This window comes from Streptomyces longisporus (assembly GCF_039532765.1).
In the GTDB taxonomy this organism is placed as follows: Bacteria; Actinomycetota; Actinomycetes; order Streptomycetales; family Streptomycetaceae; genus Streptomyces; species Streptomyces longisporus.
Genome location: NZ_BAAASG010000025.1, coordinates 107,064 through 121,109 on the forward strand (window position 1 = coordinate 107,064; position 14,046 = coordinate 121,109).

Annotated in this window: 14 protein-coding genes; 3 read left to right on the top strand and 11 right to left on the bottom strand. The window is 69.9% G+C overall.

The annotated features are described in order from the left end of the window. Positions 1–82: 82 nt before the first annotated feature. Positions 83–1,594, top strand: a complete 1,512-nt coding sequence (locus ABD355_RS39640) for an APC family permease (protein ID WP_344406001.1) — start codon at positions 83–85, stop codon at positions 1,592–1,594. Here the strand turns inward: ABD355_RS39640 and ABD355_RS39645 are convergent, their stop codons facing one another. Further along, positions 1,595–2,092 (bottom strand): GbsR/MarR family transcriptional regulator, encoded by a 498-nt coding sequence (locus ABD355_RS39645; protein WP_344406002.1) that lies wholly within the window; start codon positions 2,090–2,092, stop codon positions 1,595–1,597. Positions 2,093–2,176: 84 nt separating this feature from the next. Here ABD355_RS39645 and ABD355_RS39650 point away from each other — a divergent pair, with 84 nt between their 5' ends. Further along, positions 2,177–3,076 carry an ABC transporter ATP-binding protein gene (locus ABD355_RS39650; RefSeq protein WP_344406003.1) on the top strand — a complete coding sequence of 300 codons (900 nt, stop codon included), beginning with the start codon at positions 2,177–2,179 and terminating at the stop codon, positions 3,074–3,076. Beyond that, positions 3,073–4,641, top strand: coding sequence for an ABC transporter permease (locus ABD355_RS39655; RefSeq protein ID WP_344406004.1), 1,569 nt, complete (start codon positions 3,073–3,075; stop codon positions 4,639–4,641). Before ABD355_RS39650 ends, ABD355_RS39655 begins: the two co-directional genes overlap by 4 nt. 10 nt (positions 4,642–4,651) lie before the next feature. Here the strand turns inward: ABD355_RS39655 and ABD355_RS39660 are convergent, their stop codons facing one another. The 10 genes from ABD355_RS39660 to ABD355_RS39705 form a co-directional block, all read right to left on the bottom strand. Next, a complete protein-coding gene (locus ABD355_RS39660; RefSeq protein ID WP_344406125.1) occupies positions 4,652–5,245 on the bottom strand; it encodes a Uma2 family endonuclease in 594 nt (197 codons plus the stop codon). 87 nt (positions 5,246–5,332) lie between these two features. After that, entirely contained in the window at positions 5,333–6,538 is a 1,206-nt protein-coding gene (locus ABD355_RS39665) for a cytochrome P450 (RefSeq protein WP_344406005.1), read from the bottom strand. Between the two features lie 42 nt (positions 6,539–6,580). Continuing rightward, complete coding sequence (locus ABD355_RS39670) at positions 6,581–7,081, bottom strand: GNAT family N-acetyltransferase (RefSeq protein WP_344406006.1); 501 nt, start codon at positions 7,079–7,081, stop codon at positions 6,581–6,583. 88 nt (positions 7,082–7,169) lie between these two features. Next, positions 7,170–8,753: a hypothetical protein gene (locus tag ABD355_RS39675; RefSeq protein ID WP_344406007.1), complete on the bottom strand. Its 1,584-nt coding sequence runs from the start codon at positions 8,751–8,753 to the stop codon at positions 7,170–7,172. A 199-nt stretch (positions 8,754–8,952) separates the two neighbouring features. Next, entirely contained in the window at positions 8,953–9,150 is a 198-nt protein-coding gene (locus tag ABD355_RS39680) for a hypothetical protein (protein ID WP_344406009.1), read from the bottom strand. Next, positions 9,150–9,746, bottom strand: coding sequence for an ArsR/SmtB family transcription factor (locus ABD355_RS39685; protein ID WP_344406010.1), 597 nt, complete (start codon positions 9,744–9,746; stop codon positions 9,150–9,152). Before ABD355_RS39685 ends, ABD355_RS39680 begins: the two co-directional genes overlap by 1 nt. Before the next feature lie 75 nt (positions 9,747–9,821). Next, the gene (locus ABD355_RS39690; RefSeq protein WP_344406011.1) at positions 9,822–10,487 is read right to left on the bottom strand and encodes a response regulator; all 666 of its coding nucleotides are present in this window, start codon (positions 10,485–10,487) and stop codon (positions 9,822–9,824) included. Then, on the bottom strand, positions 10,484–11,878 hold the full coding sequence (locus tag ABD355_RS39695; protein WP_425585839.1) for a sensor histidine kinase: 1,395 nt from the start codon (positions 11,876–11,878) through the stop codon (positions 10,484–10,486). Before ABD355_RS39695 ends, ABD355_RS39690 begins: the two co-directional genes overlap by 4 nt. Before the next feature lie 103 nt (positions 11,879–11,981). Continuing rightward, positions 11,982–12,665, bottom strand: a complete 684-nt coding sequence (locus ABD355_RS39700; RefSeq protein ID WP_344406013.1) for a response regulator — start codon at positions 12,663–12,665, stop codon at positions 11,982–11,984. Next, positions 12,662–14,044: a sensor histidine kinase gene (locus tag ABD355_RS39705; RefSeq protein WP_344406014.1), complete on the bottom strand. Its 1,383-nt coding sequence runs from the start codon at positions 14,042–14,044 to the stop codon at positions 12,662–12,664. The genes ABD355_RS39700 and ABD355_RS39705 overlap by 4 nt, the downstream gene beginning before the upstream one ends. Positions 14,045–14,046: the final 2 nt, after the last annotated feature.

Genomic DNA, 14,046 nt, shown 5'->3' on the forward strand with positions numbered 1-14,046 from the left:
CCCCGACACCCTTGACCGACTCATTCGGGCTACAGAGTTCCGGTCCAGTACAGCAACGGACCACCAGGAGAGGGGCCACCCGATGGCAGTGGATGAGGGCGTCGCCCCGGCGACGAAGACGGACGGCGACGGCACGGTTCACCGGCTCAAGCCCAACGCCGTGGGCCTGCTGGGGGTGGTCTTCATGGCCGTCGCCACCGCGGCCCCGATCACCGCGATGACGGGCAACGTGCCCTTCATGGTCTCGGCGGGCAACGGCATCGGAGCCCCGGCGAGCTATCTCGTCGCAATGGTCGTACTGGCAATCTTTTCCGTCGGTTTCACGTCGATGGCGAAGCACATCACCTCCACCGGCGCCTTCTACGGCTTCATCTCCTACGGTCTCGGCCGCACCGTCGGTCTCGCCTCCGGGCTCCTCGCGACCTTCGCGTACGTCGTGTTCGAGCCGGCCCTGATCGGCATCTTCTCGACCTTCGCCACCACAACCCTCAAGGATCAGACGGGCCTTGACATCCCGTGGTGGGCGTTCGCGATCCTGATGCTCGCCGTCAACGCGATGGGCACCTGGTTCGGCGTCTCGGTCGCCGAGAAGCTGCTCGTCGTGCTCCTGGCGACGGAGGTGACGGTCCTCGCGGCCATGGCGATCTCGGTCGCCCTGCACGGCGGCGGCCCGCACGGCTTCACCTTCGGCCCGGTCAACCCGGTCAACGCCTTCAAGGGCACATCGGCGGGCCTCGGTCTCTTCTTCGCCTTCTGGTCCTGGGTCGGCTTCGAGTCGACGGCGATGTACGGCGAGGAGTCCCGCGACCCTAAGAAGATCATCCCCAAGGCGACGATGATCTCGGTCCTGGGCGTCGGCGTCTTCTACGTCTTCGTGTCCTGGATGGCCATCATCGGCAACGGCGAGGCGGAGGCCGTGAAGGCGGCCTCGTCCGCGAACCCCCTCGCGCTCTTCTTCAACCCCACCGAGCACTACGTCGGCCACTGGGCCGTCGACGTCATGCAGTGGCTGATGATCACCGGCTCGCTCGCCTGCGGCATGGCCTTCCACAACTGCGCCGCCCGCTACATGTACGCGCTCGGCCGCGAGGGCGTCCTGCCGTCGCTGAAGAACACCATCGGCCGCACCCACGCCCGGCACGGCTCCCCGCACATAGCGGGCCTGGTGCAGACGGTGGTCTCCGCCGTCCTGATCGGCGCGTTCTGGGTCGCGGGCAAGGACCCGTACAACGCCCTCTACGTGCTGCTGGCCATCCTCGGCACGATGGCGATCCTGATCGTGCAGGCGGTCTGCTCCTTCGCGGTCCTCGTCTACTTCCGCAAGAACCACCCCGAGAGCCGGCACTGGTTCAAGACCTTCGCCGCCCCGCTCGTCGGCGGTGTCGCGATGCTCGGCGTGGTCGCCCTGCTGGTGTCGAACATGGGCGTCGCGGCGGGCGCGGAGTCCGGATCGCTGGTCCTGAAGGCGACACCGTGGCTGGTGGCCCTGGTCGCGGCGACGGGCATCGGCTATGCCCAGTACCTCAAGCACCGGGCGCCCGAGCGGTACGCGCTGCTGGGGCGGACGGTCCTCGAGGAGACCAAGGAGCGGTAACTACCCGTCCCCGAACACCTGTCGGCGGTGCACCCGCCACCGCTCCATCATGGCCGCGACCTCGCCCTCGACGAACTCGAAGAAGGCGAGCGTCTCGGCCATGCGGCGTCCTGCGGGAGTCTCGGCGCCCAGGCTGCTGACGCCCTCCCTCAGGGCCCCCTCCCAGCGCTTGAGGATGGCCTCGCGGTTGGTGAGGGCCTCGTACCACTGGTCGCCGTGCACCCGGTAGCGCTCCCGGCGCGAGCCGGGCTCACGCTCCCGCGAGACCATGTGCGTCATGGTCAGATAGCGCACCGCTCCGGAGACGGCGGCGGGGCTGATCTGCAGCTGCTCCCCCAGCTCGGCGGAGGTCATCGAGCCCTCGTCGGAGGAGAGCAGGGCCGCGAAGACCCGAGCGGGCATCCGCTGCATCCCGGCCTCGACCAGCTGCGCCGCGAAGCTCTCCACGAACTTGGAGACCGCCTCCGGGTCCCGCCCCACCGCCTTCGACTCCGTCATGGTCACCACCCTAACCGGGGCTTCAAAGGCTTTATATGTTTCCTTAACTTCACAAATTTCTGAAAGAAGCGTACGTTCTGAAGCATGACGAAGGCAATCAGCGTCTCCGGCCTCCACAAGTCGTTCGGCCGTACCCGGGCCCTGGACGGCCTCGACCTGGAGGTGGAGTCCGGCGAGGTCCACGGCTTCCTCGGCCCGAACGGCGCCGGCAAGTCCACCACCCTCCGCGTCCTGCTCGGCCTGCTGCGCGCCGACTCCGGCGCCGCGCAGGTGCTGGGCCGCGACCCGTGGCGGGACGCGGTGGAGGTGCACCGCCGGATCGCGTACGTCCCCGGGGACGTGACCCTGTGGCGGAACCTGTCGGGCGGCGAGGTCATCGACCTCTACGGCCGTCTGCGCGGCGGGCTGGACCCGTCCCGCCGGGCCGAGCTGATCGACCGCTTCGAGCTGGACCCCACCAAGAAGGGCCGCACCTACTCGAAGGGCAACCGCCAGAAGGTCGCCCTGGTGGCCGCCTTCGCCTCCGACGTGGACCTGCTCATCCTGGACGAGCCGACGTCGGGCCTGGACCCGCTGATGGAGGAGGTCTTCCAGCGCTGCGTGGAGGAGGAACGGGAGCGCGGCCGCACGGTGCTGCTGTCCTCGCACATCCTCAGCGAGGTCGAGGAGCTCTGCGACCGCGTGAGCATCATCCGCAAGGGCCGGACGGTGGAGAGCGGTTCGCTGGCCGACCTGCGCCATCTGACGCGGACGAGCGTGACGGCCGAACTCGCCGGTCCGCCCGACGGGTTGGCGCATCTGCCCGGCGTCCACGACCTCGACGTACAGGGAAGGCGGGTACGGCTGCAGGTCGACACGGACCGACTCGGCGCTGTGCTGCGGCAGTTGAGCGAGTCGGGCGTACGGTCGCTGACCTCGACCCCGCCCACGCTGGAGGAGCTGTTCCTGCGCCACTACCAGGACGAGGAGGTGGCGGCGCGATGACGTCGTTCGCGGGCACGGGCGTGCTGCTGCGCTTCTCGCTCCGCCGCGACCGGCTGATGATCCCGGTCTGGGTCGGCGTGAACGCGCTGATGGTCCTCTCCATGCCGAACACCCTGAAGAACCTCTACGGCACCCCCGCCGAACGCGCCGACCTGATCCACCAGGTGGCGACCAACGCCTCCTTCCGTGCCCTGATCGGCCCCGTCTTCGACACCTCCATCGGCGCGCTGACGGCCTGGCGCGTCGGTGTGTACGCGGGTGCGCTGGCGGCCGCGATGAGCCTGATGATCGTCGTACGGCACACCCGGGACGAGGAGGAGAGCGGGCGGCAGGAGCTGGTGGCGTCCGGAGCGGTGGGGCGCCGGGCCTCCCTGACGGCCGCACTGCTTGCGGCGGGAGTCGCAAATGCCGTACTGGCACTGCTGGTCGCTGCCGGGCTGGCGGGCCAGGGGGCGGTGGGGGCGCTGGCCTTCGGTCTCGGGCTCGGTGCCGAAGGCATGGTCTTCGCGACGATGGCGGCGATCGTCGCCCAGCTGACGGAGAGCGCGCGGCTGGCCCGTGCGCTGACGGCGGGCGTCCTGGGCGCGGCCTTCGTGCTTCGCGCGGCGGGCGACGCGGCGACGGACGACGGCTCGTCGGCCCTGACCTGGCTCTCGCCGCTCGGCTGGCTGGAGAACCTGCGCCCGTACGCCGACGAACGCTGGTGGGTGCTGGTGCTGTTCGCGGCGGTGGTGGGACTACAGGCCTTCGTCGCCTACGAGTTGGCGGGCCGCCGGGACGTCGGCATGAGTTTCCTGCCGACGCGCCCGGGACCCGCGTCCGGCCGCCTGGGCTCGGCGGGCGCGCTGGCCTGGCGGCTGCAACGGGGCGCCGCCACCGGCTGGTCGATCGCCTTCTTCGTCGTGGGCGTCGTCTACGGCGGCCTCACGGACGGGGTGACGGACCTGGTCGGGAGCAACGAGAACGCCCGGAAGATCATCGAGCGGATGGGCGGGCAGAAAGGGCTGACGGACGCCTTCCTGGCCTCCATGGTGGGGATGATGGGCCTGATCGCGGCCCTCTACATCGTGTCGAGCGTGCTGAGGCTGTACGGCGAGGAGACGTCGGGGCGGGCGGAGCCGGTGCTGGCGAATGCCGTGGGGCGTCTGCGGTGGGGCTGTGGCCACTTGGCGGTCGCGTTCGGCGGGGCGGTGCTGATCATGCTGCTCGCCGGGCTGGGCTTCATCGTCGGCTACGGCAAGGAGGCGGGGCCGATCCTCGGGGCGTGCCTGGTGCAGGTGGCCGCGGTGTGGGTGATCGGCGGGGTGGCGGTCCTGCTCTACGGCGTGTTCCCGCGGGTGGCGACGGCGGCGTGGGGCGTCGCGGGGGCGGTCCTGCTGATCGGCTGGGTGGGTCCGGCGCTGGATGCTCCGCGGGTGGTGCTGGATCTGTCGCCGTTCGGGCATCTGCCGAAGCTGCCGGGTGGGGGGATGGAGTGGGGGCCGGTGGCGCTGCTGACCGTGCTGGCGGTGGTACTGGTGGGTGCGGGACTTACGGGGCTGCGGCGGCGGGACATGACGACCTGACGCGAACCGCTCAGTCGACGTACTGCCTGAGTTCCTCGGTGTCGAGCTTGATGCCGACCGGGTCGGGGAGCCTGACCTTGTCACCGAGCCGGGACACGTGGATGTCGCGGTATCCCACCTCCGGATGCGGGTTGCTGTGTACGAGAACCGAAAGGTTGTCACGGTCGATCAGCAAGTAGACGGGGAGACCCGCCTCCGCATACGCCCGGGGCTTGTCCACACGGTCGCGGTTGTGGGTGTCCGAGTCGTACGACGTGATCTCGACCGCCATCAGAACGCCGTGAGGTTCAGCCCAGTCACCCTGCCCCACGAAGTGGTCGACTGGTGCCAGCACACCGTCGGGCCGCGCCCGGCCCTTGCGGTAAGCCTCCACCTTCAGGCCTTGCAACGGATTGAGATCGAGCTCGGGCCGAGCACGCATGCACTGACGGATCAGCCACATCGTGATCGTCCCGTGGTTGCCGTTCGTCACCTTCTTGAGCCCGATCCGTCCGTCGATGAATTCGAACCTGACGGTCTCGTCCTCCCGCTCGGCGAATTCGGCGATCCGCTCGAACATGTCGACCGACAACTGAGACGACGCGCGTTCTGCCATAACCGTCATGGTGCCTCCCTTCGCAGGCAGGCACCAGCTTGACGAGGCGTTCACGACCATCGCCCGGAATCGGTCGGTGATCAGCCGAACGGGTGATCACCTCACCGCGACACTCAGCCCCTCCAACCCCCGGATCACGAAGTTCGGCTTCCTCTTGGGCTCGGCCGCCAGGCCGAGTGCCGGGGCCTTCTCCAGCAACGCCGTCATCGAGGCCGCCAGTTCGATCCGGGCCAGCGGGGCGCCGATGCAGTAGTGGATGCCCGCGCTGAAGGAGATGTGCGGGTTGTCCGTGCGGGTCAGGTCGAGCCGCTCGGGGTCCCGGAAGGCCTCCGGGTCGTGGTTGGCGGAGCCGAAGAGCATGGCGATCTCGGCGCCGCGCGGGATGACGGTCCCGTCGATCTCGATCTCGTCCAGCACCCACCGCTCGAAGAGCTGGAGCGGGGTGTCGTGGCGCATGAGCTCTTCCACGGCGGTGGGGACGAGGGAGTGGTCCGCGCGCAGGGCGGCCAGCTGCTCCGGGTTGCGGAAGAGGGCGTACCAGCCGTTCACCGTGGCGTTGACGGTCGCCTCGTGGCCCGCGTTGAGGAGCAGGACGGCGGTGGAGATCATCTCCTGCTCGGTGAGGCGGTCGCCCTCGTCGTGGGCGGCGATGAGACCGGAGATGAGGTCGTCGCCGGGCTGCTTGCGCCGCTCGGCGATCAGGTCGTGCAGGTAGTCGGAGAACTCGACGGAGGCCTGTACGGCCTTCCTCGCGGTGTCCTCGGAGGGGTTCAGCTCGTACATCCCGCAGATGTCGGCCGACCATGGCCGCAGAGGGGCCCTGTCCGCCTCGGGGATGCCCAGCATCTCGGCGATGACGGCCACCGGCAGCGGCTCGGCGACATCGCTGAGCAGGTCTCCGCCGCCGTTCTCGACCAGCCGGTCCACCAGCTCCCCGGCGAGGTTGCTGACGTAGGGCTTGAGCTGCTCGACCGTCCGAGGTGTGAACGCCTTCGACACCAGGCGCCGGATCCGGGTGTGGTCCGGCGGCTCCAGGTCGAGCATCCCGTGGTCGTTGAGCGTGTGGAACGGTTCGTGTTCGGCGGGGGGCGCGGTCCGCCCGAAGTCCTCGTGCGTGAACCGGTGCTGGTACGTCCGCCCGAGCCGCCGGTCGCGCAGCAGCGCGGAGACGTCCGCGTGGTGCGGGACGAGCCACTGGTTCGTGGGCTCGTAGTGGTGCACGCGGCCCTTGGCGCGCAGCTCTGCGTAGGCGGGGTACGGATCGGCCAGGAACTCCGGATCCCAGGGGTCGAAGGCGGTCATGGACGGACGCTAACCCGGCATCCGCCCGTCTGACCAGGGATGTCAGTCCCTGGTCAGGAGGTCGCGCCGGTACCAGGTGCCCGGCTCACCGCCGATGTGCGCCGGGTCGGCCGGGCCGACCGGGACGAAACCGGCCTTGGTCAGCACCTTCTGGGACGCCACGTTGCGGTGGGCTACGGCCGCCCGCAGCGTGCGCAGCCCGTGCCGGTCCGCCGCCAGCCGGCACAGCTCCAGCACGGTCGCGGTCGCCACGCCCCGGCCTGCGACATGCTGCGCTACCCGGTAGCCGAGCTCTGCGCTGTGGTCTTCGATGTCGACCAGATTGAACCGGCCGATCACCGAACCGTCCTCCGCGACAAGCACGTGGAAGGCGCAGATACCGGCCTCCTGCTCGGCCAGCAAGGCGTCGAACCGCTCGGTGAACCGCTCGAAGTAGGCGTCGCCGCGGTCGGTGATCGAGGCGGCGAAGTAGGCGCGGTTCGCCAGCTCGAAAGCCAGAACCGCCGGTGCATGACCGGCCTGCAGCCGTTTCAGCTCGGGCATCTGCCCGACCCTACTCAGGTGGTACGCGGGGGCCACCGGTTTTTCCACCGGCGGCCCACGACGACAACGTGCGACGTCTGCGACGGCCTCAGCTGACGGCGTACGCCCGGTACACCGTCTCCACCGAGCGGTCCCCGGCGGAGTCGGTCACCTCGGAGCGCAGGGCGACGGCGCCGGAGGCGGGGTTGTGGACGGTCGCCTGCCAGGCCGAGCCGACGTGCTTGACGGTCGCCGTCTGCCAGGTCCTGCCGCCGTCGGCGGACGACCAGACGCGGACGGACTTGGCGGTCACCTCGGTGAACTGCACATCGGGGCCTTGTGAGCCGCGCCCGGCGCTCACGTCGACCGTCGTGGTGCTGTTCGCCGCGGCCTGGTTGTGGCTGTTCAGCCCGGTGGGCAGGAAGCGGGTCAGGAAGACGGGGGCGACGATCGCCCGGGCCGGGTCGGCCACCTTGAAGTACCAGTCGAGGGTGGCGCGCGGGGACAGCATGCCGGCCGGGAAGGTGATGCCCGGACGGTAGCGCTGGGCGTCGACGGTCAGGCGGTACCAGCCGGCCGAGCGGATGCCGGCGGAGAACTCGGCGTCACCGCTGCCCCAGTTGGTCAGGGACTTCTTCTTGATCGTGGTGCTTCCCTTGGACAGGACCACCGTTTCCTTCGTCGGATCGGCGCCGTTCGGGCCGACGTCCGGGTCGCCGATCAGGGCCTCCGGCATGAAGGCGACGGAGTTCTCCCCGAGCAGCGGCAGATAGTGCATCGGACTCCACACGGCCCGCCCGAAGGACTGGGTGAAGCTCTGCCCCGCCTTCAATGTCCTGAGCTTCGGGAAACCGCCGCCGACGTCGTCGCCGTTGCCCGCCATGATGTCGTCACGCGGCTGCCAGGTCCCGGGAGTCACATGGACGGTGGCGTTGTACGGCGCGTCGTCGTCGCGGACCGTGGCCATCAGGTCGGTCGTGCAGTCGTCGGTCTTGGGGTGTGCGTGGAGCGCGGTGTCGTTCTGGCCGGCCATCTGGGTGCCGCTGCGCACCGAGAAGCGCATCGTCGCCAGCTGCGACCGCTTGAACGACCCACCAGGCGCGGTCGGAATACCCGTGCTGTTCTTCACGGCGACGTAGCTGTCGTTGCCCGACCACTGCGCCAGATACCCGAACTGCAGCAGCCTGGACGAGTTCGGGATGGCGTACAGGGCGCCTTCCTCGTTCCAGCCGCCCGCGCTGAAGGCGGAAGGCATGTTGCTGACGGTGGCGGCGCACACCTGCGCGGAGATCTTCGGCGGCCCGCTCACGTCGGCGGGCGTGTCGAGCGACACCTTGACGGCCTTGCCCTTGCGCGCGTCGAGCGTCACCGACTTGCTGCCCGAGACCTGTACGACCTGAGCGCCGATGGTGTCGGTGCCCAGACCTTCCGTGCCGTGCTCCCAGATGTCGGTCATCGCGATGTAGCGCCCCGCCGGCAGGCTGAGCCGCTTGCCGGACTGCACGCTGTACGACTGCCCGGACGGCACGGCGACGACATCGACCGTCGTGGCGACCTTGGCGCCGTGCCGCCCCAGCGTGTTGACGACCAGCGAGGCCGACGCGGCCTGCGCGGAAGCGGCGAAAACGCCGGAAGCAACCAGCGGCACCAGCGCGGCCACCCCGACGAGCCCGAGCGATCTCCGTCGCACCATCATCCTCAAGTCCCCCTCCGACCCCCGAAGTCGGCCAATCGTAGCCATGTCACGGACATGGCAGATCGGGGGGAACGAGATACGCCTGGTCAAGCTGTGATAAAGAAAGATCAGCGTGACTCGCTGAGTACGTGTGGTGCGCATCGGCCGGACGAGGCCGAGGCCGAGCTGCCTTGTGAGATCAACGAGTTGGCTGAAGTCACGGTCCATACGGAACAGCAGCTGCCACCCTGGGGGCGGCGGTCAGTCGCAGGCCGACCTCCACCAGGGTCCAACCGAGGCGGGTGCGAAGGTCCCGGCGGCGCCGGACCGCGGCAGCCAGGTGGTACTCGTCGGCTTCGGCAAGGAGTTCGGCGGCGCGGGCGTGGTGCACGGCGAGGTGGGTCTCGGGATGCATCAGGTGGCCTCTCGGTCCGTGTGGATGGGGAGGACGTGCGTGTGGACTCGGACCTGCTGGGCGTCCGGGGTGCCGGCTTCGGAGGCCAGGACACGGTAGCTCTCCAGGAGGTCATGCATCTTCTCGACGAGTTCCGCGGCGAGCTGGGGCGTGAGACTCAGTGTCCAGTCACTCATGTCCGAGGCCCGGTTCCATGCCTCGGACCAGTCTTCGCGGGTGCCGAGCCAGGTCGCCAGATCCGCGGTGTGCTGATTCGCGACCTCGTGCAGGAACAGGTCGGCGGCCCCTCGCACCTCGGGGTCGCGGTCCTTGAGCAGTGTCTCGTCGAAGCGCACGCCCATGTGAACGGCCTTCCACCACCGCTCCCGCCCCTTGCCGTGTTCCGGCACGTCCTCGACGAAGCCGTGGGCCGCGAGCTGACGCAGGTGGTAACTCGTGGCGCCGCTGGACTCGCCCAGTTTTGCGGCCAGTTGGGAGGCAGTGGCAGGACCGCCGCGGCGCAGGGCGCTCAGCAACCTCATGCGCAGTGGATGCGCGAGTCCGCGCAGCGAGCGGGCGTCGAGACTGTGGACCTGCCGGTCCTGTGGCTCGTTCATGCGTACAAACATAGCCTTGCAAAGAAGGCTATGCAACGGCTTCTTTGCAACGAGTCTTTTGCATGAGGGTTTGCGTCAGCCCGGCGTCACCAACCGCGTCTCATAGGCGAACACCGCCGCCTGGGTCCGGTCCCGCAACCCCAGCTTCACCAGGATCCTGCTGACGTGGGTTTTGATCGTCGACTCGGCGACCACCAGTTGCTCGGCGATCTCCGCGTTGGACAGGCCCTGGGCGATGAGGACCAGGACCTCTGTTTCGCGTTCGGTGAGGTCGCCGTAGGCCTGGTGGGCCGAGTGCATGGCCCGGGGGGACTCGGAGAGTTTGGAGAACTCCGTGATCAGGCGCTTCGTCACCGAGGGGGCGAGCAGGGCCTCGCCGGAGGCCACCACTCGTACGCCGTCGGCGAGTTGGCGGGCCGAGGCGTCCTTCAGGAGGAACCCGGAGGCGCCTGCGCGCAGGGCCTGGTAGACGTACTCGTCGAGGTCGAAGGTCGTCAGGACCAGGACCTTCGCCGTGCTGTTCGCGGCGACGATCTCACGGGTCGCCTCGATGCCGTTCAGTTCCGGCATGCGGATGTCCATCAGGACCACGTCGGGGGTGAGTTCGCGGACGCGGTCGACCGCCTCGCGGCCGTTGACCGCCTCGCCCACGACCTCGATGTCCGGCATCGCGTTCAGCAGGACCGAGAAGCCCTCGCGCACCATCATCTGGTCGTCCGCGATCAGAACACGGATGGTCATGCGTCACCTTCGCCTGCGTGGGCGACCGGCAGGAACACCGTCACCTCGTAGCCTCCTTCGTCCGTCCCGGCCGCCGTCATCTCGCCGTTCAGCATGGTGACGCGCTCCCGCATGCCGGTGATGCCGTGGCCGGCGCCCGGTGAGGGCTTGACCAGGGACGGCTCGGGCGGGGGCCCGTTCACGATGCGCAGGCCCAGGCCGCCGAGGACGTACGAGACCTCCACCTTGGCAGCGGCGCCCGGCGCATGGCGCAGGGTGTTGCTCAGCGCCTCCTGCACGATGCGGTACGCCGACAGCTCGACGCCCTGCGGCAGTTCCCGTACCGCTCCGGTCTGCGTCTTGTCGACGCTCAGGCCCGTCGTCTCCCGCACATTGGCGAGCAGTGCGTCCAGGTCGGCGAGGGTGGGCTGCGGGGCGTCCGGGGCCTCGTAGTCCTCGGCGCGGACCACGCCCAGCACGCGGCGCAGCTCGGTGAGCGCCGCCACCGCGTTCTCCCGGATCGTGGCGAACGCCTTCTCCAGTTCCGGCGGCGGGTTCTCGACCCGGTAAGGGGCCGCCTCCGCCTGGATGGCGACCACCGACATGTGGTGCGCGACCACGTCGTGCAGCTCACGGGCGATCGTCGTGCGCTCCTCCAGGAGCGTGCGGCGGGAACGCTCGTGCGCGGTCACCGTCTGCTGAGCGGTCACCTCCTGGCGGGCCTCGCGGCGGATGTGCCTGAGGGAGACGGCGAGGAGGAACATGGCGGAGACGAACAGCATCTGCATGGTGTTCGAGCCGAAGGCGCTCTGGCCGCCGGCGGGGAAGAGCTCCACCGCGGCGCTGTACACCCCGGTCAGGACCCACATCCAAGCCGCCGTGCGCGGCCTGGTGCGCATGGCCACGATGGTGAGCACGAACAGGTGGCAGGCGAAGCTGCCCGGCAGCCACGGCCACTGGTCGCCCCAGTCGGAGCCGACCACCGCGGCCACCGGCGTCGCCGCCATCGACAGCCAGAACGCGCCGATCGGCCGCACGATGGTCAGCAGGACCGGGACCAGGGCGAGCAGACCGAGGAAGAGGTTGACGCCCGCGCCGCGGTAGTTGCTCTGCTGCGCGACGAGCATCGCGAAGAGGCCGGCCGCGGTGATCAGGGCGTGCGGCGTCCAGGTCGCGTACTCGCGCCCCCGGCCGGAGAAGCGGCGGACGAACGGTGCGTCGACGCTCAGGCGCGGCAGCGGACGGTATGCGAAGGCGTGGTGGAACAGGTCCTGACGCATTCCGCGCAGGGCGTCCATGGCCGCCCGGAACTCCGGGCTCTTCGGCTTGTACGGCTCGTATGCGCTGTCCGGCGGCTCCAGGTGCCTGGTGGGCTCCGGCGGTATCGGCTGCGTGTGGGGCATCTCGGTCACGTTGAAAACCGTAGGCCGTGGCCCGGGGCGCGGTCGTCACCAGTGAGAAGGGTCCTTCGGCCTCCCCCTCAGGTACTACGCGTACGGGCCGCGGGACCGACGGTCAGTAGCCGGACGGGCGCACCAGGCCCGACTCGTACGCGAACACCGCCGCCTGCGTGCGGTCCCTGAGGCCCAGCTTCACCAGGATGCGGCCCACATGGGTCTTCACGGTCTGCTCGGCGACGACCAGGCGCTGGGCGATCTCCGCGTTCGACAGGCCCTGCGCGATCAGTGCGAGGACCTCCGTCTCGCGCTCGGTGAGGTCGCCGACGCGTTCCTTCAGCGGGGCGCGGGGCTTGCCGTCCAGTCGGGAGAACTGGGCGATCAGCCGCCGCGTGATGCCGGGCGCGAGCAGCGCGTCGCCGGCCGCCACCACCCTTACCGCCTCGGCCAGTTGGTCCACCGAGGCGTCCTTGAGGAGGAACCCGGACGCGCCCGCGCGCAGCGCCTCGTACACGTACTCGTCGAGGTCGAAGGTGGTGAGCACCAGCACCCTGATGTGCGGTGTCTCCGCGGTGATGCGGCGGGTGGCCTCGATGCCGCCGAGCTCGGGCATGCGGATGTCCATGAGGACGACGTCCGGGGCGAGTTCGGCGACCTTGGCGACGGCGTCCAGGCCGTCGACCGCCTGGCCGATCACCTCGATGTCCGGCTTGGTGTTGAGCAGCACGGTGAAGCCCTGCCGGACCATCTGCTGGTCGTCGGCGATCACTACCCGGATGGGGCTGTTGCTGCTGCTCGTCATGCGGTGTCGTCCTTCGGGTCGGTGGCGGGGTCGGGGACATCGGGCAGGTCCGGGCCGCCGGCGCGCGGGTCGACCGGCAGGAAGGCGGAGACCTGGTAGCCGCCGTTCGGCCGGGGGTGTGCGGTCAGGTCGCCGCCGAGCATCGCCGCCCGTTCCCGCATACCCAGCAGACCGTGCCCCGCGCCGGGGGACGCCGGAGCCTCGTGCAGCGGACGGGAGTTGACGACCTCCACGCGCAGTCCGAAGGGGACGTAGGCGATTTCGACGCTCGCGCTCGCGCCGGGTGCGTGGCGCAGCACGTTGCTGAGTGCCTCCTGCACGATCCGGTACGCCGACAGCTCCACGCCCGACGGCAGCGGGCGCCGCTCCCCCGTGGTCCGCGTGGTCACGGCCAGACCGGCGGCCCGGGTGTTCTCGACGAGCGCGTCGAGCCGGTCCAGGGTGGGCTGCGGGCTGTGCGGGTCGTTGCCGCCGTCGGCCGGTGCGTCCGTGCCGGGGTCCTCGGAGCGCAGCACGCCCAGCACCCGGCGCAGTTCGGTCAGCGCCTCCAGCGCGTTGTTCCGTATGCCCTCGAGGTTCTCCCTGAGCTCGTCGGGCGGGTCCTCGACGAGGTGCGGGGCGACCTGGGCCTGGATGGAGATGACGGACATGTGGTGGGCGACCACGTCGTGCAGTTCGCGCGCGATGCGGTTGCGCTCCTCCAGGAGGGTGCGCCGGGCCCGCTCCTCGGCGGTGAGGGTGGTCAGCCGGCCGACCTCCGCGCGTGCCTCGCGGCGGCTGCGCAGCGCGATGCCGAGCAGGACGGCGACGGCGGACAGGGCGATCGCGAGGGGGCCCGTCGACTGCTGCGGGTTCGCGGACTGCAGGTGCGGCGCCTCCCACACGCTCTGAAGGACCAGCGTGACGAGCACGGTCAGGGACAGTGCCGCCACGGACACGCGGGTCCGCACACGCAGGGCGAGCAGCAGCAGCACCAGCAGCTGGGCGATGATCCCGGCCGCGGTCCAGGGCCAGGTGAAGTCGTGCGCCGCGCCACCGGTCAGGCTGAAGTGCACGGCGACGGCCCCCACGACGGAGCCCGCGGTCGACAACCACCAGGCCGGGATCGGCCGCCACAACGCCAGCGCCACCGCGCCGCCCTGCGCGAGTGCGATCGGGAAGCCGAAGCCGAAGCCCAGACGTCCGTTGTCGGTGAGCTGCGCCGTGCCGCCGAACGTGATCCAGAACGCGGCGAAGCACAGCACGCCGTGCGGGACCCGCCGCAGCCGCCCGAAGGCGGGCAACGGATCCGCGCGGGCCGTCCACAGGTCGTCGCGGAGCACGCGCAACCAACCCAGGACGCGGCTGCCGAACACCCGCTGGACCCCCGTTTCCGTCACAC